The sequence below is a fragment of the Coleofasciculus sp. genome (assembly GCF_046565525.1).
Taxonomy (GTDB): Bacteria; Cyanobacteriota; Cyanobacteriia; order Cyanobacteriales; family Coleofasciculaceae; genus Coleofasciculus.
On the sequence record NZ_JBKHUP010000024.1, the window covers coordinates 13,013 to 28,648 of the forward strand.

The following is a 15,636-nucleotide window of genomic DNA, read 5'->3' on the forward strand; positions in this document are numbered from 1 at the left end:
TGTATTATAATGATAAAGGGTAGCTTTTGTTGAAAGGTTATCGGTAAGTACAAAACTACATTCGTATGCCGTATGTGTCTAATGTTTGCCTGAGAGCTTGTCCCGCTTTTCCCATGTCTCTAATCGTGTCAGAGGATGGTGAGCCAGGTATTTGGCGTGATTTTGTAACAGTATCCAGGTTGAATAGTTCGAGGTTGGCGGGACATCAATATTCAATACTCAAAACGGATCATCCAAACAATCGCAAATATTAAGTTTCCCAGGTAAAGTAAAGAGCCATATCATCAGGGTAAAATTATATGTAAACTTACGCTAAAAACGTCAGATGCTACAAGTCAAAACAAAGATTTCTGAAGGTGGCAGAGTTGCAATTCCAGCCGAGTATTTCAATCAACTGGGATTGGAGGTGGGAGATGACGTGATTGTGCGCCTTGTAGATGGAGAAATCAGAATTTTCACTTTTGCTCAAGCTATCCAGCAAGCACAAGCCTGGGTGCGGAGTTTTACTCCACTAGATCGCTCCCTTGTCGATGAACTAATTCGGGAACGGCGTCAGGAAAGTCAGCATGAGTAGTTATGTGTTGGATGCTTCAGCACTTTTGACGCTGTTAAATAATGAACCAGGTGCTGAACAAGTAGCAGCCATTTTAACCGAAACTGTTATCAGCAGCATTAATCTGAGTTTGATCAAGGGCGGGTTTTGTTAAGAGATTATCGGTAAATCCCAAAATTAAACGGCTAAACCCGCCCCTAGAATTTATAAATGTGCCATGGGATAAATGACGAGTTTTGTTGAGAGGTTATCGGTCAATCCCAAAATTAAACAGCTCGCGCCCGCTCCGATAATTGATAGATGTGCCATGGCGCATCTCTACATGAATCTAGAAAGAAGGTATAGGTATGACTCAATCATCCAATAAACAATCAGCTATCATCCGTACAGAACGGGGATTGACGATCGCAGGAACCCGGATTACTCTCTACGATGTCATGGATTATCTCACGTCAGGATGGTCTCCTCAGCTAATTCAAGACTGGCTACCCTTAACCCAAGAACAAGCTAATGCTGCATTATCCTATATTGAAACCCATCGTAGTGAAGTAGACGCTGAGTATCAAACGGTTTTACAAACAGCCCAAGAAATTCAGGACTATTGGGCAGAAAAGAATCGTCAGCGGTTGGCACGAATTGCCACTTTACCCCCAAAACCCGGACAAGAAGAGATTTATAGAAAACTCCAAGCCTGGAAAGCAAAGCTTGGGTTAACTCCATGATCATTTTAGTTGACCATAATTTAGAGGGTTACGTTGTTCTATTACAAGGAACCTTAGCCAGTGAAGGATGGCTAGATTTGTTGTCTATACGCTTTTTGTTTATGGAAGAAGCGGGATTAGCAACTGATAGCAATGACCGCGTTGTTTGGCGATATGCCCAACTGAATCAAATGATCCTTTTAACCGCTAATCGGAGAATGATAGGCAAGGATTCGTTAGAACAAACAATTCGAGAAGAAAATACACCCACATCATTACCTGTTGTAACGATTGGCACTGTTGGTCGGCTGAGTAATCGAGAATACCGAGAGCGATGTGCTGCCCGTCTTGCTGAAATCATCATGTATCCTGAAAATAGCATAGGAGTGGGACGGATCTTCATGCCATAGTGTTGTTGTGCGATCGCTCTCAATTACAAAATCTGCACTGACTGAGTGTTAATTTCTGTCAAATTAGTTAATCTTACATCATTAGTAAACAATGTTGCATTTAAAACTTGTGCAGTTGCAGCAATTATTGCATCAGGAAGCCTCAGTCTGTATTGTTTCCGAAATGTAATTGCTAAATCTTTGATATTACTCTCAAGTTCCACCACTGTAAGCTTGGCTAAGAAATCCCGAATCTGTACTTCTTCATCTGAACTGAGACTGGGATAGGATAACAATTCAATTTCAGTAATCACTGACACAAAATATTGTCCTGACGGTAACGGGTTAGTTAAACGCCCCCCTAAGAAGTACAGAACTACATTCGTATCCAGTAAAATTAAATTCTGCGTCAATGCCACTCATCCCTCATTTGCTGCTGATACTCCAAAGGGTCTTGAGTTAATTGAATCACACCTGCATACTGGTTTAAATTAAATTCTTGTTTTTGTTGTAATTGATAAGCCTCTAATAATTGCTCAATTCTCTGCCAATCCTGATAATCAATCAACACCGCAACAGGACGCATCGCTTCATCAGTCACAATTTTTTTCTTAAAACTGAGCATAAAAGTCCACTTCATAACAACATCTAACTTTTCTATCGTAGCTCCAAAGCGAATCGCTGATGGTAGGCGTGTGGAGGTGCAGGAGTCGCTTCCCTTCAACCTTCCTGATCACTCTTGAGGAAATCACCCACGTACAATCGGATAAATTCTGCTGCTGCATCAGGATTGAGGCTATGAAGTGCCTCAGCAATCTGCACCACGGTTTCAGCCGTGGGATCTCTTTTCTCGTGATACCACTTGAAAATCATCGAACGATCAACTCCCAAGGTTACGGCTAGCTTGTTTTGACTGATGCCGTATGTGTCTAATGTTTGCCTGAGAGCTTGTCCCGCTTTTCCCATGCCTCTAATCGTGTCAGAGGATGGTGAGCAAGTAAATGTTGTCTTATGCGACCACATTTTGCTAGATTTAATGTAGTCTATTGAGACCACACTAAATTCAACTAGGTGAACTCAAATGCAAGCGTACTTTGTGCCGAATGACAATCAATTGCCCTCTGCTGAGGTTTCTATTCAGGCTTCTACAGATCCAGTTTCCGGGAAAGAATTTATTAAGGTGATGGTTATCGGTTCCCATAAAGGGATCAACTGCATTATCAAAACGCTGCATCGCTTACGGTTTGCGGAGGTGAGGGAATGGAGTCCACCGATTCCTTATGGTGCTTCGGGAGAAATGATGAGTCTTTTGAGGCGACAGATCATGGTGGATTGAATCGTAGGTGTGATTCCCTGGCGCGATCGCTTCACTTCACGCGCTTTGGGGAGGGTAAGCGGAAGACGCGATCGCTTGGCGATTTCAGGTCATTTGTCTTTTTTGATCAAGGGCGGGTTTTGTAGAGAAGTTATCGGTAGATACCAAAATTAAATAGCTCGCGCCCACCCCTATAATTGACAGACGGCTATAATAGGGCACGGCAATGCCGTACCCCTACCACAGCTCAGGGATAATTGATTGGGTAGGGATACGATACTATCGTGTCCTGATATAGTTGATTGGGAAAGAGGCGATCGCACAACGATGACAACCACACGAGATCAAACCATTACCTTAACTGAATTCCTCAACCTGCTACGCATTTAAATTGGGAATGGGTAGCGAGCAAGATGCTCGCATTACAACGGCTTTGCCGTTTTTGACATTAAGGTTTAAATGCCGAACAGCTTATTCTCAATTTCCTCTCTGACTGTGGGAGTTACATTAGAATTGCTATTCAGCTCCTCCAACAGACATCTATTGGCATTATAATATTGCTTTAGTAAATTCCTTTGCTCGTCGTCCAACTGTAAATCGTGACCCAAAATATTCCTTATTTTATCAATCCAGTCTTGACCATTATTTTGCCGCCAATCTTCAAAACCATCTTTATTTTTATCAAGATCAGGCAGTTCAGCTTTAATTTGTTGCAAGGCTTGCTTCAATTTAGGCTCAAGGTCAAGGGCAAATACAGAAACGATAACATTTGCTGGATCAGTCTTAGGGTTATCGAAAAAGGCAATATCAAGAACCACGTCACAGGCACGATTCAAGCAAGAGAAGAATTGACGAGCTTTACTAGGAGAACAATTAGGGTCAAGTTTACGGGCAAATGTAAGACCAAGCAACCAAATGAGAGCCAGGTAAAATGCTCGGACTTTTACGGGTTGGTAATGAGGTTCAGTTTGAAGAGATTTTTTATTTACCCAAGTAAGAAGTTCTTGTAATTTCTCATTGTTAGCTATTAGTGCATCAGCTTCTGCTTTCTTTTGCAATAAAGTGGCTTCGTCAGCGTTTACGGTACTAGCTGTCTGTGAACTATCTTCGGATGATTCTTTTTCGGTTGCTCCCAGTTCTTTCAGCTCATCCACAGACTGTTTGATAAAGTGATTAACTAACCAATCACGGACATGAGAAAAGTTGCGCTCAAAATTCAGATATATCGCGCCTACTAATGCCTCGAACATCTCACCAAATAGATTGACTTGGTCGCTTATATCTTTATCTTTTTCACTTCCTCCAAGTCTACAGATCTTCCTTAAGTTTAACTTGTGTGCAAATTCACAAGCTTTTTCCCGACTCACCAGGTAACTTTTTAATTCAGTAATTTTACCTTGATTTAGAGTAGAGTCATTTTCATGTAAATAATCAACTACAACAGCATTTAGAATTGCATCGCCCAGAATTGCCTGTCTTCTGTAATCACACTCCTGCTTGTCTTGTTGCTGCGAATTTAAGTTGCGGTCTTCATAGATATATGAAGGATGCGTCATGGCAATTTCCAGCAACTCCGTATGCTTAAATTCAGCAATATTGATTGCATTTTTAACAGCCTCTATGTCTATATCCATAATTCAAACTATAAATTGAACTGATAGTAGGCTTTGACCACTCAAAAATGGCTACCTCTACTGTTGCTACCGAGTCATAGACTCTATCTGCATACGCATAGAAAGCGCTATCGTCATCTCGATGAGCCAGCAAATAGGATCTTAATTCCTTTTTGCTCATTGTCTGAAAATTAAATTGCATCGTCATGAATGAACTCACCATCAGGGTCAATTAAGATTTCTATATCTTCCCCAGCCAGAATAAACAGATTGCCTGTGCGTTCATCGATGTGAACGAGAAAAATAGGTTGGTACATCTTGATTAAAGCATAACAAACATGAACAACGCAGTACTAATGGATTGACACAGCTAAAATGGTGGAACAGGTTGTAGGTTGGGTTGACGCCTCCTGCCAAGAAAGTCTAGGCTAAAGCCCTGACTACGAACCTCCCTTTCAAACCGATTGCCACAGTTTAATTTTGCGATCGCTCCCCGCACTGACGAGAAGATCTCCATGGGGACTAAATCCTAGAGAACGAACGGGTTGGGAATGTCCTGAGAGCTTGGTTAATCGTTGACCTTTTTGAACATCCCATAGTTCAATAAGCAAACCACTTCCACTAGCGAGAACTTGACTATCGGGACTAAATGCCAAAGCCGCTACGCCAGGTGACTCAGGAGCAAATGTCCGTAATAATTTACCCGTTTGGGGATTCCAGAGTGTTATCGCCCGACTGCTACCACTAGCAAGCATCAGACCATCTGGGCTAAATTTTAGGCAGGTAATGCTCATAGATTGATTGGTAAACGTGAGTAGTGGTTTACCATTGTGAGGATTCCACAATTCTAGGGTGCCATTCAAACTGCCCACGGCACAACTATGACCATCGGGGTTAAAGGCAATATTTCGGACTGAATTGGAGTTTCCGGCTAAAATACGTAGGAGTTTGCCTGTCCGTACTGCCCAGAGTTTAATTTCACAGTCCCCACTACTAATTAAGATCTGACCGTTGGGACTAAATACAATATCCCGCACTCGGTCAGCACGATTAATAAACGTATTGATCAGTTTTCCGGTGCTGAGTGACCACAGCTTGATGGTTTTATCAGAACTGCCACTGGCTAAAATCTGACCATTTGGACTAATTGCCACACAGGTTACGCGGTGGCTATGTCCAGTTAGGTTATGTAAGGGTTTGCCGAGGCGTAATGCCCACAGTTTAATCGTTTTGTCATAACTGCCACTGACTAACGTCTTACCATCTGGACTAATGGCAATGGCACGAATCTCATCCGTATGTCCAGAAAGAGTCCGGCGCAGCTTAACCTTTTCCCAGGGATTGGGTGAAATTGAAAGTGGCAATAACTGAGTAATCAGAGACATCAGTCCTTTGGCTTTGGACTGAATTGGCGATCGCTTCAAGATCGGAATCGATGCCGGTGGCGGTAAGGAAGGGGGGGGAGCAATAATTTCTTCAATACAACGGCGAATCATCGCCGACGTTTGCGGTCGCTGACCGGGAAATGTCGCCATGAGATAATCGACTAAATCCGCTAATTCTTTGGTCATCTGCGGCGCACTCTCTCGCCATTGCAATTTGCCAGTACGGGGATGAGACTCGAAATCGTTGGGGGATTTGCCTGTGAATAAGTAGACAAAGGTGCGACCTAGAGCAAAGAAATCGGACTGCGCCACCGCTTTGCCCTCCATTTGCTCCGGTGGTGTATAACCACTAGAGATAATGACTGTGCCTGTGGCATTTTCTTTTTGCCGTTGTAAGTAGGTTTCGGTGATCTCCCGTACCGCTCCAAAGTCGATTAATGCCAGTTGTCCATTGGGTCGCAGGATAATATTAGAGGGCTTGATATCTCGATGGATTAGGTCTTGTTGGTGCAGTTGTTCCAAAATATCCACCAGTTGTTTCAACCATGCGATCGCCTGGTCTTGACTGAGGGTAGGTTTTTTTCGAGCTGATCGCCACTGCTTTAAGGTGATCCCCTCAATTTTCTCCATGACTAAGCAGTGCAGGGCGGCGTCTGTCCCCTGTGACCAGACAAAATAGCCATCTGACTCAACTCTAGGAATACCCGGATGCTGAAGCCGACTTAAGACCGTGGCTTCCCGTTGGAAGAGGGATACAGCTTTTTCTTGGGCATCATAGCTATAGAACCGATCCAGTTTCAGCACTTTCAGGACTTTGGCAACTCCCTGATCATCGACTTCAAAGGTTTGACTAAACCCGCCTTTACCGAGTGTTCGCAGGACTCGATAACGGTTTTGAAGCAACAGGTTGGGATATATCATGAGAGGGGTTTGAAACAGTAATCTTGGCTACCTAGCAGTATCACCTATCTGCCATTTAAAACTCATACAATTCCTGACATAACCGGACATTTAGGTTTACTTACTGCTTCTACCAGGGCTGTCGCCAGCGTCCTGTCCACAGTCGTTGAGTTCCCAGCGACGCGCCCTTGCCAATTGTTGAAATCGCGACACTTAACTGAACCACACCCTTGAGAGTGAAATACCCTATCGCTCAAGTTCATTGGTTGAATGTATCCACAGTCTGAACACATCTTCGATGAAGGGAACAGACGCGCCATGGCGCGTCTGTACAACTGTGCCAAACACTGACTGTTTGTATGTGAGTTGACGACAATCAACAGGCAACCTTTGTACATTTAATATATTTTCTTTAATGTTAATGTATTATGTCATTATTTTTACCCTAAATGTTGGAAGACTTGAGTGAATTTCCGTAGGGTCACACTCTTTTTTTATAGAGTGTTCTGTGTCTAATCCAACAAATGGCAGATCATCTCAGAAAATGTCGGTAAAATCATTGCCCTAGGTCATCCTCTTTTTGCTTCACCACTTATGCCAAACCTCTAGGGTTTGCTTACAATCTGCCTTCAATCGCATCCAGCAGGTTGATCACGTTAAGCTGTGCATATCCCACAATTGGGTCAGATGTTCCTTCTAGTATAGAAAGAATCGCTTTGAGTTGATCTTCTAGACTATCTGAACCTTTTAGTAAATACAATCGATCTCTGACGCGGGTAAGAATTAGGCGAATTTGCAGCGTCTTCAGTTCATCCGATACCTGTTCTTTGACTAAAGCATGGCTCCTAAGTAGACCCAGTTTACTTAAGGATTTTGTTTGGCAAACGGTTAAAATTTGCTGGCAAACCTGCTCGATAAATTGATTGGTGGCATATTTCAACAGAGCCGGCTGAATGGTGAAAATCACTTCATTGGCTTCGGTATTGGGTTCTTTTTCCAAAAGCGATCGGCGTTTGAGTGATTCCAAAGCGGCAAGGAGTTTTGATAAGGATGTTACCGAAAACTTCATCGCCTCTTTTAATTCTGAGATAGAAAGGGGCTGATTTTCCAGCGCTAACCAATAAATAATTTCCTGTTCTAACGGAGATAAACGCTGGAATTGCTGATTAAAAACATTCGGCAGAATATCGCCTATAATTAATGTGCTTTGCTCTAAAAATTCAGAGATATTTCCGTCAAATATTTCTTGGATTGTTGTCCCCATAATTTTCAGGGCTAACGGATTGCCTCGATAAAGCTGAATCAGGGCATCGGCGCTTGACTTTAAGGATGAAAATCCTTTGGTTTCTAAGATTCGTTTGGCATCCTCGGCACTTAAGCCTTTGAGTTTCAGTTCTCGAACGGGAAGTTTTTCACCAGCTAATGAGGCTATTTCTATGGGTTTTTCCCGACTAATTAGCAGCAAACAACTTTGATGACGTTCTTCAGCCATGCGCCGAATCAGTTCCCCATAGTCTTGATACCCTTCTCGATAATGTCCGGCTAACTTGCCACTACTCATGATAGTTTCCACATCATCAAGGAGTAACAAACAGCGATGGCGTTGCCCGAAGTCCATCAGTCGCGAAATTTGACCGTTGACTGTCTCGGGTAACTCTCCTTCCTTACCCTCCGATAAAAAGTCGATCACCTCAGCCAGAAGATCACTAAGGGGTGAAGCATGACGTAGCGATCGCCAGATAACATATTCAAAGGAAGATTGAATCTTCTCGGCTAACTTCGCCGCTAGGGATGTTTTACCAATTCCCCCCATTCCTAAGAGTGCCACGATGCGACAGCGTTCTTTCAAAACCCATTGGTCTAGCTGTTCTAGTTCCGCCGTGCGACCGTAAAAGATGGAGATGTCAATCGTTTCTCCCCAATCTTGACGACTATGGGAGGGTGTAGTATTTGCTTGAGCGACAATTTCTTCCCAGTTGAGTCCTAAAACGTGGCAGTATGCTTTAAAGGCATGAGCGCTAATGGGTTGTCTTCCGGCTAAAAACCGCTTCCATGTACCTTGGGAGAGTCCATTTGCATAAGGTCCCCCAGAGTGCCACGGTTTATCCGGTTCTAGTATTCGACTAGCCTCAAGCAAGCAGGTGTCGTCATCATCAAGACTCCAACTCCACCCCTTTTCATTTCTGGCTTGCTTGATTTGAGCGAGTCCCCATTGAGAGGCTTTAAGAGTCGGCACTTTTTTACCCTACTTTTGCCATTTGTCAAGATCAATTTTAGCTTATTTGGCGATAGGTTTCCTACGCCCTACTCGCAGGTAGACGTGGGATAAATCGCGCCTTGTGAAGAAACTCGTTTCCATTCTACCCTGATCGGGTTATCCTACTATGATTGAACAAAAATCTCGGAATTCCCCACCCCCGCACCGGGAGCCTATTCTCTAGTAGCAATTTTAGGTCTGGGTCTAAACTGGATGATTGTGCCAGCACTTGAGCGAGTTAGACGGTTGCTCCAAATTTAATGTGAATTTTTGTAACAAAACCGGATATTTGGACGCGGATGGTTTCTTTGGCATCTTCGCGGGTTGGCAGGTGTAGGCAAAATTTCCCCCTAGTGCGGCGGGCATGGAAATACTTGAGCAGCTTCGTAGATACGATGAAGCAGGGGGAGCAGAGGGAGCAGAGGGAGCAGGGGGAGCAGGGGGAGCAGGGGGAGATGTTAGCTGTTGGCGTTATTTCTACCTTCTTGCACTAGGACAAAATAATGAAATACCAACCTCGATGGGCTTTCAGCCAAACTTTGACGAAATAAGGCTTTCGTCAAATTGTATCACTTTTGTCTCAAAAAACTTTCGGTCAAAAAATCCCTCCCCTCAATTGACTGGACTTTGGACAACAATCGCGCCAAAATTACTATCGACTATTTCCTCAGCTCCTGACGCAGACACCTGAATTAAGGACAAGCGGGTATCAACTGTTCCTTTTAAATACATATCTCCTGATGATTCACCGCCAATATCAATTGAACCGAAATTTTTTTGATTTATCGTATTAAGATTAAATTGGAAATAATCCCCCATTAATACACCATTGCTAATATTATCGTAGTCAATTATATTCTGATTTGATGGATCATAAAAAGAAACCGTGAACTTATCTAAACCTTTAGTTTCACCCCCTCCTTTTTCTGATATTATATCGGCAGCCTTTTTTTCATCATAATGGAATGTTCCAGTCGCCGAATATCCCTGATTTCCCTGCCAGCTAAAATTAACAGTAATTGCTTGAGCCGGAACGATGCTAGTCAGCGTGAAGCTGAAGGCTAAACTCGTAACTACAACAAGTTGGGCAAAAATACGTTTCATGCTCATGTATTTGATCGAAAACACAATCCCATGGTAATGAACAGTTCAGAACAAATTCAAGCCGCCGCAAAAGCACTCCGTCCAACTTTTGAAGACATTGATATAAGGGTCAAGCAAAATCTGAAAAAAGTCCTGAATGCCTTTCACCATTATCGGGTTGGTGTGCATCACTTTACTGGGGTGAGTGGTTATGGTCATGATGACTTAGGTCGCCAAACTTTAGACCAAGTATTTGCGGAAGTCATGGGTGCTGAGGCGGCGGCGGTGCGAGTCCAATTCGTTTCCGGAACTCATGCGATCGCCTGTTGCTTGTTTGGGGTATTGCGTCCCGGTGACGAGATGGTATCGGTGGTGGGTGCGCCTTACGATACCTTAGAAGAAGTCATTGGTGTCCGGGGTCAAGGTCAGGGATCGTTACAGGAGTTTGGGGTTGATTATCGTCAGTTAGACTTAACCGCAGCAGGAACAATTGATTGGCAAGCTTTAAAAGAATCCATCGGACAACGCACACGCTTAGTCTTAATTCAGCGGTCTTGTGGTTATTCCTGGCGTCCCAGTCTCTCAATAGCGGATATCGAAAAAATTGTCCAGTACGTTAAACAGCAAAATCCGGATACGATTTGTTTTGTCGATAACTGTTACGGCGAGTTTATTGAAGATAAAGAACCCCCAGCCGTTGGTGCAGATTTAGTGGCGGGATCTTTGATTAAAAATCCCGGTGGCACCATTGTCACAGCGGGGGGATATGTTGCCGGAAAAGCCGAGTTGGTTGAAGCCGCAACCTGTCGATTAACCGCACCCGGAATTGGCAGTTCTGGTGGGGCGACATTTGACCAGAATCGGTTATTATTTCAAGGACTTTTTCTCGCACCGCAAATGGTGGGAGAGGCAATCAAGGGAAATCATTTAACCGCTTATATCTTTGATCAGTTAGGCTATCCCGTAAATCCTAAACCCATGACACCTCGCCGGGATGTAATTCAGGCAATTCAGTTAGGTTCACCGGAAAAATTAATCACCTTTTGTCGGGTAATTCAGCAATATTCTCCGATTGGTTCCTATCTCGATCCCGTACCCGCCCAAATGCCGGGATATGAGAGTCAGTTAGTCATGGCTGGAGGAACGTTTATTGATGGGAGTACCTCGGAGTTTTCCGCTGATGGACCGTTGCGAGAACCTTATATCGTATTTTGCCAAGGGGGAACCCATTGGACTCATGTCGCGATCGCACTAGAAGCGGCGATAGAAGCAATATAGGGTGGGGGAAATTCGTCAACTTACAGCCCTCACCCCCAGCCCCTCTCCCTCTTCTTGGGAGAGGAGAGTAAGAGGGAAGTCGGGAAAGTAATGATTTGGCACACCTTATTTTATGAATTACAATTCCATCCAGAAATTGTAGGGGCGCATGGCGTGCGCCCAATCCGATCGGTCAATTAGACAAAGGTAAACGCCCTGCCAAAAGTGCTTTCGTGGCAGATTCTCCAGCTAGGCGCAACTGTCGCCTTAACTGCCAATTTAACCCACCCAAGATAATCACTTGAATTAGAAAGGCTTACAAAACCAGTCCAACTGATGCAAACCCTATATTAGTGATAGCTTCCCTAAAAACATTGTTTTGAAAGCCTTGCCCCACAAAGTTTCCAAGAATAATCATGTTTGCTTATCACCCTAGGTAAAGGAAAGCCGAATAATGTTTGTAGTTTTAACCCAAAGTGGTTGGTGAGACTTCAGCGCACTTTCGCTGAATTAGGCAAAGCATTATGATTGGCAAATAGCGGTTTTGATGCCGATTCACCGACACGTTTTAACTGACGAGTTAATTGCACCATTAATCCTGCGATTATCGCCCATTGACCCAATACACTAAACAAGACGGTGAAGGCGGATGTTTGTGCTAAAATGATCCAAGGCGCACCAAATACTGACGCAAGCCATAATCCTGGCAATTGTACTCCTGAAGTGAATTCCGTTTGTATGACGGATAAAATAAATAAAGGGACAAAAATCGCCAGACTCAAGGTACTTCCCGCCCAAATCAACGGTTTTTTGCGTCGGATTATCAACATCAATTGAATGAGAAGGGCGTAGAAACCGATTAAATTAGCACAAAGTAACAATCCCGCGATCGCTTTCACTTTGTCATCAACACCGATGGGAAACAGCAGTAACCAAGGGAACCAGACAATTGCTGTAATCCCTAAATTCACCGCGATCGCGACGGATGAAGGACTCTTTTCACCCCAAAGCCAATCCTGCCATGATACTGGCACATTGTTAACAGTTGCATGTTGACGTTGGGATTGCCCATACCTTGCCCAATCCAGCAAAGCTTGTCGTTGCGGCGAAATCGCAAAAATAACTCCTAACAAGAAAAATAGGCTAAACAGAGAAATCCCAAACAAGTAACCAAATAGCTGTTCTTGGCGGGCTACAGACTGATGGGGAAGTGACCACAATAATCCCAATAGCCAAATCTGAACGCCTCCCACTAACCAGTAACTCTGTTGTTTACTTAACAGCGTACCGTTGGGATTGCGGAACATACGATTAGTCGCTTGCCAAACCCAGTATACGCTAACGCTAATTGTGATTAGCGTCCACAACGTTAGCGGCAAAGGTTCATGACCCAGATTCCAAATAAACCAAGACCAATCCCCTAAATCTTTATAGACCAAATTTTGCCAATCAAAAGACCAATCTAATAAACCAGTGAACGTACTGCCCAACCAAACTCCAACTAAACTAGCCGCCAACCCTTGATAAGAGGCTTGAGTTAAACAAGAATTCAGCAATCCTAAATTATAGAACAACCGACAAGTGACCATCATTAGAGCATAAAAACTGATCGTCCAGGCTAAGGGTACACCTGCAGCAATTCCTGCACCCCAATGTAGAGGGACAGCCAAACTTAATCCTAGGTAAACTAATATTGGTACACCCAGCATTTTTCCCCATAAAATACTCTGGCTGGATTGGGGTGTGAGGCGAATAAAATTGAGCGTACCCCGCCGCTGTTCTTTCATCCAATCGGAAATCAGCAAGTAGACGCCGATAGAAAATAAAGACAAGGGTAGAATCCAATTGAGTGTTCTGAAAATCATCAGCCAGTCAAATTCCCAGACGAATTCGACACAGCGATTATTAACATTACTCGTACATTTTTGGCTAGAAAACGATAACAAAATTAACGTTTGAACGATTAAAGACGTTGCCACAACTATTAATCCGTTGCGGCGCTGCAAACGTCCTCTGAGTTCTCGCATCAACTGGGGATTCCAGTCCCCCAGTCGGTTGATCGGTGTGGAAAACATGGGAAATATCTCCAAATTAAATGTTCGTAGTTGCGCTGTCTTCGCCCTAAAAACTTGAGTCCTCACAACCAACACTGAAATTATACTCTCAAGTTGAACGGGTTTCCTATCAGATCCCCGCCTTTTTCAAGAGTTGGGGATCTAAATTCAAGTGTTATCTAACGACGACTTGAGGAATGTCCCGCTAATAAAGATTGAGTGGCTGACTCACCAGCTTTGCGTAATTGCCGTATTAGCTGAAACGTTAATAGTCCCCAGATTAGGCATTCGGTAAGGAGTGCCAGAGCCATCATTGAGGTAGCATTCTTTATTCCCATTCCTATCCAAGGAAAGGAGGAAAATAGCCATGGAATAGGATTGTCGTAAGGATCAATTCCCCATATCGTCAGCATAATTGGTGGCAAGCTGAGGATAGCCACAATAGAACCCGTTGCCCACAGCGCCCGCTTGGGCGTTTTCATCATTAACATTAGCTGTGCTAGGGTGGCACAAATTAAAGTGATGCTGATGAAGAAAGCGATAGCTAGTAATAATTCTAGCCATTCTTCAATATTGAATGATTCTGAATTTTTCCACACTTCAATCCCAACCCAAAAGCAAAAAGTAGTTATCGCGATCGCTAAATTTATTCCAATGGCGAAAATAGCTGGACTCTTTTCTCCCCAAATCAAATCTTGAATGATTCCCCATCCTTTACGATTTATGACTTGTTGGCGATAACGCGCCCAATCTTGTAACACTTGGCGATGAGGTGAAAGGGCTGCAATTAAACCCAATAACAGTACAGCATTAAAACTAACGAAGGCGATAGCAGCATCGCCAGAAGAATCATGCCAAGCAAACCCTAATAGTAAGATTTCCCAACAAGTAACTAGCCAATAACTCTGCCCTTTACTCAGAATAGTCGCGTTGGAATTTTGAAACCGTCGCTTTAGGGCTTGCCAAATCCAACCCGTCCATAAGCCATAATTCAATAGAACAAAACTGACGATACCTAATCCGGCTAAACCCACAGGACTATGGAACCATTGCAATGTTTGTAGTTGGTTTTCTGAAAAGAGAAAGGATCGATAATGAAGTTCGGTTTGATTATAAAAATAGGGCAAAACTACAGCCGGAGAAAACCAATTCATCCAGTAAACTGGACTGTTAGAGTTCCAATTGTTTTGTGCTATCAGTAAGAAGGTAAAAACTGTGCCACCTCCCAACCATGATTGGAAGCCGTTTAACCAAGAACTCATTAACCCAAACAGCAGTGCTGCACTGTAGAAGCAGGCACAACCTGCTACCAAAACAGCATAGAAGCTGAAAATCTCTCCCAGGGGAATTTGGGCAGATACGCCTAACCCCAGATGCAAGGGAATTATCAGAATGGCGGCGAAATAGAGTAAGATAGGAACGCCTAAGAGTTTTCCTAATAAAATACTCTGGGCAGACTGGGGACTGACTCGAATAAAGTTAAGTGTGCCGCGACGTTCTTCTCCAGCTAAGTCAGCGATTAGCATATACGTCCCCACGATTAGCAGGATGAACAGGACAATTACACTCAAGTATCCAAACATTTGTCCATATTGATAGTGCCACCACAGGGGAATATCGAAGGCATCTTTTGGACATTGGTGACTTGTCTGTATATGGGTAATTTTTGCCTGAACGTCCGCTATACTGCCTTTGAGTTGATTAATTTTTTCCAAATCAAAGGATTCTGCACTGCTATAGCGAAAGAATTGGTCTTGAAGTAGACGATATTGTTTCTGTAGTTGAGGCAGTTTGTACTGATCTGCGAGGTAACTATCTCGTAGTTTACAGAATATTGAATCCCTGCCAACGTAGGGGTAATTACCAGGAGCACTCAAGCGAGTAAATTGATTCAATCCATAGAGGAACATCCCTAGATAGCCAAGTACCGATGCACCAACCGCGATCGCGACATTCCGCCCCTTCAGCCTTCCTTTCAGTTCCCGCAAGAGCTGCGGGTTCCACTCACCCAGTCTGTCTATTCCTTTGAGTAGCATGAGAACAGTCTCCTAAATTTGTTATTTGTCCTTAGTCATTTGTTATTCGTGAAAAAACCTTGGTCGGGGCGGGTTTAGTTACATCTGGGTGAT

General features: G+C 43.6%; 17 protein-coding genes and 1 pseudogene. 6 read left to right on the forward strand and 12 right to left on the reverse strand.

Annotation, left to right across the window (positions count from 1 at the left end; translation table 11 throughout):
- Window positions 1-325: 325 nt before the first annotated feature.
- The 4 genes from ACLGGO_RS10900 (at window position 326) to ACLGGO_RS10915 (ending at window position 1,664) form a co-directional block, all read left to right on the forward strand.
- The gene (locus ACLGGO_RS10900) at window positions 326-574 is read left to right on the forward strand and encodes an AbrB/MazE/SpoVT family DNA-binding domain-containing protein (RefSeq protein WP_446419328.1); all 249 of its coding nucleotides are present in this window, start codon (window positions 326-328) and stop codon (window positions 572-574) included.
- Window positions 567-707: a hypothetical protein gene (locus ACLGGO_RS10905; RefSeq protein WP_446419329.1), complete on the forward strand. Its 141-nt coding sequence runs from the start codon at window positions 567-569 to the stop codon at window positions 705-707. Before ACLGGO_RS10900 ends, ACLGGO_RS10905 begins: the two co-directional genes overlap by 8 nt.
- Window positions 708-900: 193 nt before the next feature.
- Window positions 901-1,275, forward strand: coding sequence for a DUF433 domain-containing protein (locus ACLGGO_RS10910; RefSeq protein ID WP_446396390.1), 375 nt, complete (start codon window positions 901-903; stop codon window positions 1,273-1,275).
- The gene (locus tag ACLGGO_RS10915; protein WP_446419330.1) at window positions 1,272-1,664 is read left to right on the forward strand and encodes an ACP S-malonyltransferase; all 393 of its coding nucleotides are present in this window, start codon (window positions 1,272-1,274) and stop codon (window positions 1,662-1,664) included. Before ACLGGO_RS10910 ends, ACLGGO_RS10915 begins: the two co-directional genes overlap by 4 nt.
- Before the next feature lie 23 nt (window positions 1,665-1,687).
- On the opposite strand, the gene ACLGGO_RS10920 is transcribed toward ACLGGO_RS10915, so the two are convergent.
- The 3 genes from ACLGGO_RS10920 to ACLGGO_RS10930 form a co-directional block, all read right to left on the reverse strand.
- Window positions 1,688-2,062: a type II toxin-antitoxin system VapC family toxin gene (locus ACLGGO_RS10920; RefSeq protein ID WP_446419331.1), complete on the reverse strand. Its 375-nt coding sequence runs from the start codon at window positions 2,060-2,062 to the stop codon at window positions 1,688-1,690.
- Window positions 2,053-2,268, reverse strand: a complete 216-nt coding sequence (locus ACLGGO_RS10925) for a hypothetical protein (protein ID WP_446358204.1) — start codon at window positions 2,266-2,268, stop codon at window positions 2,053-2,055. Before ACLGGO_RS10925 ends, ACLGGO_RS10920 begins: the two co-directional genes overlap by 10 nt.
- Before the next feature lie 95 nt (window positions 2,269-2,363).
- A complete protein-coding gene (locus tag ACLGGO_RS10930) occupies window positions 2,364-2,609 on the reverse strand; it encodes a helix-turn-helix domain-containing protein (protein ID WP_446335905.1) in 246 nt (81 codons plus the stop codon).
- A 115-nt stretch (window positions 2,610-2,724) separates the two neighbouring features.
- Here ACLGGO_RS10930 and ACLGGO_RS10935 point away from each other — a divergent pair, with 115 nt between their 5' ends.
- Window positions 2,725-2,979 carry a hypothetical protein gene (locus tag ACLGGO_RS10935; protein ID WP_446335904.1) on the forward strand — a complete coding sequence of 85 codons (255 nt, stop codon included), beginning with the start codon at window positions 2,725-2,727 and terminating at the stop codon, window positions 2,977-2,979.
- Window positions 2,980-3,413: 434 nt separating this feature from the next.
- Here the strand turns inward: ACLGGO_RS10935 and ACLGGO_RS10940 are convergent, their stop codons facing one another.
- From ACLGGO_RS10940 to ACLGGO_RS10970, 7 genes and pseudogenes are all read right to left on the reverse strand, one after another.
- A complete protein-coding gene (locus tag ACLGGO_RS10940; protein ID WP_446419332.1) occupies window positions 3,414-4,592 on the reverse strand; it encodes a ribonuclease III domain-containing protein in 1,179 nt (392 codons plus the stop codon).
- On the reverse strand, window positions 4,567-4,794 hold the full coding sequence (locus ACLGGO_RS10945) for a DUF6887 family protein (RefSeq protein WP_446419333.1): 228 nt from the start codon (window positions 4,792-4,794) through the stop codon (window positions 4,567-4,569). Before ACLGGO_RS10945 ends, ACLGGO_RS10940 begins: the two co-directional genes overlap by 26 nt.
- Window positions 4,763-4,906: pseudogene (locus ACLGGO_RS10950) on the reverse strand (DUF6888 family protein); the annotation flags it as partial. The gene ACLGGO_RS10945 and the pseudogene ACLGGO_RS10950, both read right to left, overlap by 32 nt.
- Window positions 4,907-5,026: 120 nt before the next feature.
- On the reverse strand, window positions 5,027-6,877 hold the full coding sequence (locus tag ACLGGO_RS10955) for a protein kinase domain-containing protein (protein ID WP_446335903.1): 1,851 nt from the start codon (window positions 6,875-6,877) through the stop codon (window positions 5,027-5,029).
- 62 nt (window positions 6,878-6,939) lie between these two features.
- Entirely contained in the window at window positions 6,940-7,119 is a 180-nt protein-coding gene (locus ACLGGO_RS10960) for a hypothetical protein (protein WP_446419334.1), read from the reverse strand.
- A gap of 353 nt (window positions 7,120-7,472) precedes the next feature.
- A complete protein-coding gene (locus tag ACLGGO_RS10965; protein WP_446419335.1) occupies window positions 7,473-9,092 on the reverse strand; it encodes an NB-ARC domain-containing protein in 1,620 nt (539 codons plus the stop codon).
- Between the two features lie 633 nt (window positions 9,093-9,725).
- Window positions 9,726-10,217 (reverse strand): hypothetical protein, encoded by a 492-nt coding sequence (locus ACLGGO_RS10970; RefSeq protein WP_446419336.1) that lies wholly within the window; start codon window positions 10,215-10,217, stop codon window positions 9,726-9,728.
- A gap of 30 nt (window positions 10,218-10,247) precedes the next feature.
- Here ACLGGO_RS10970 and ACLGGO_RS10975 point away from each other — a divergent pair, with 30 nt between their 5' ends.
- Window positions 10,248-11,474 (forward strand): methionine gamma-lyase family protein, encoded by a 1,227-nt coding sequence (locus ACLGGO_RS10975; protein ID WP_446419337.1) that lies wholly within the window; start codon window positions 10,248-10,250, stop codon window positions 11,472-11,474.
- 470 nt (window positions 11,475-11,944) lie between these two features.
- On the opposite strand, the gene ACLGGO_RS10980 is transcribed toward ACLGGO_RS10975, so the two are convergent.
- Window positions 11,945-13,528 (reverse strand): hypothetical protein, encoded by a 1,584-nt coding sequence (locus ACLGGO_RS10980; protein WP_446419338.1) that lies wholly within the window; start codon window positions 13,526-13,528, stop codon window positions 11,945-11,947.
- Between the two features lie 158 nt (window positions 13,529-13,686).
- Window positions 13,687-15,543 carry an ABC transporter permease gene (locus tag ACLGGO_RS10985; RefSeq protein WP_446419339.1) on the reverse strand — a complete coding sequence of 619 codons (1,857 nt, stop codon included), beginning with the start codon at window positions 15,541-15,543 and terminating at the stop codon, window positions 13,687-13,689.
- Window positions 15,544-15,636: the final 93 nt, after the last annotated feature.

What these genes read in the sequence shown, in the direction of transcription:
- ACLGGO_RS10900 (WP_446419328.1), top strand. Translation starts at nt 326, where the DNA reads ATGCTACAAGTCAAAACAAAGATTTCTGAAGGTGGCAGAGTTGCAATT.
- ACLGGO_RS10905 (WP_446419329.1), top strand. Translation starts at nt 567, where the DNA reads ATGAGTAGTTATGTGTTGGATGCTTCAGCACTTTTGACGCTGTTAAAT.
- ACLGGO_RS10910 (WP_446396390.1), top strand. Translation starts at nt 901, where the DNA reads ATGACTCAATCATCCAATAAACAATCAGCTATCATCCGTACAGAACGG.
- ACLGGO_RS10915 (WP_446419330.1), top strand. Translation starts at nt 1,272, where the DNA reads ATGATCATTTTAGTTGACCATAATTTAGAGGGTTACGTTGTTCTATTA.
- ACLGGO_RS10925 (WP_446358204.1), bottom strand. Translation starts at nt 2,268, where the DNA reads ATGCTCAGTTTTAAGAAAAAAATTGTGACTGATGAAGCGATGCGTCCT.
- ACLGGO_RS10930 (WP_446335905.1), bottom strand. Translation starts at nt 2,609, where the DNA reads ATGGGAAAAGCGGGACAAGCTCTCAGGCAAACATTAGACACATACGGC.
- ACLGGO_RS10935 (WP_446335904.1), top strand. Translation starts at nt 2,725, where the DNA reads ATGCAAGCGTACTTTGTGCCGAATGACAATCAATTGCCCTCTGCTGAG.
- ACLGGO_RS10940 (WP_446419332.1), bottom strand. Translation starts at nt 4,592, where the DNA reads ATGGATATAGACATAGAGGCTGTTAAAAATGCAATCAATATTGCTGAA.
- ACLGGO_RS10945 (WP_446419333.1), bottom strand. Translation starts at nt 4,794, where the DNA reads ATGGTGAGTTCATTCATGACGATGCAATTTAATTTTCAGACAATGAGC.
- ACLGGO_RS10955 (WP_446335903.1), bottom strand. Translation starts at nt 6,877, where the DNA reads ATGATATATCCCAACCTGTTGCTTCAAAACCGTTATCGAGTCCTGCGA.
- ACLGGO_RS10960 (WP_446419334.1), bottom strand. Translation starts at nt 7,119, where the DNA reads ATGAACTTGAGCGATAGGGTATTTCACTCTCAAGGGTGTGGTTCAGTT.
- ACLGGO_RS10970 (WP_446419336.1), bottom strand. Translation starts at nt 10,217, where the DNA reads ATGAAACGTATTTTTGCCCAACTTGTTGTAGTTACGAGTTTAGCCTTC.
- ACLGGO_RS10975 (WP_446419337.1), top strand. Translation starts at nt 10,248, where the DNA reads ATGGTAATGAACAGTTCAGAACAAATTCAAGCCGCCGCAAAAGCACTC.
- ACLGGO_RS10980 (WP_446419338.1), bottom strand. Translation starts at nt 13,528, where the DNA reads ATGTTTTCCACACCGATCAACCGACTGGGGGACTGGAATCCCCAGTTG.
- ACLGGO_RS10985 (WP_446419339.1), bottom strand. Translation starts at nt 15,543, where the DNA reads ATGCTACTCAAAGGAATAGACAGACTGGGTGAGTGGAACCCGCAGCTC.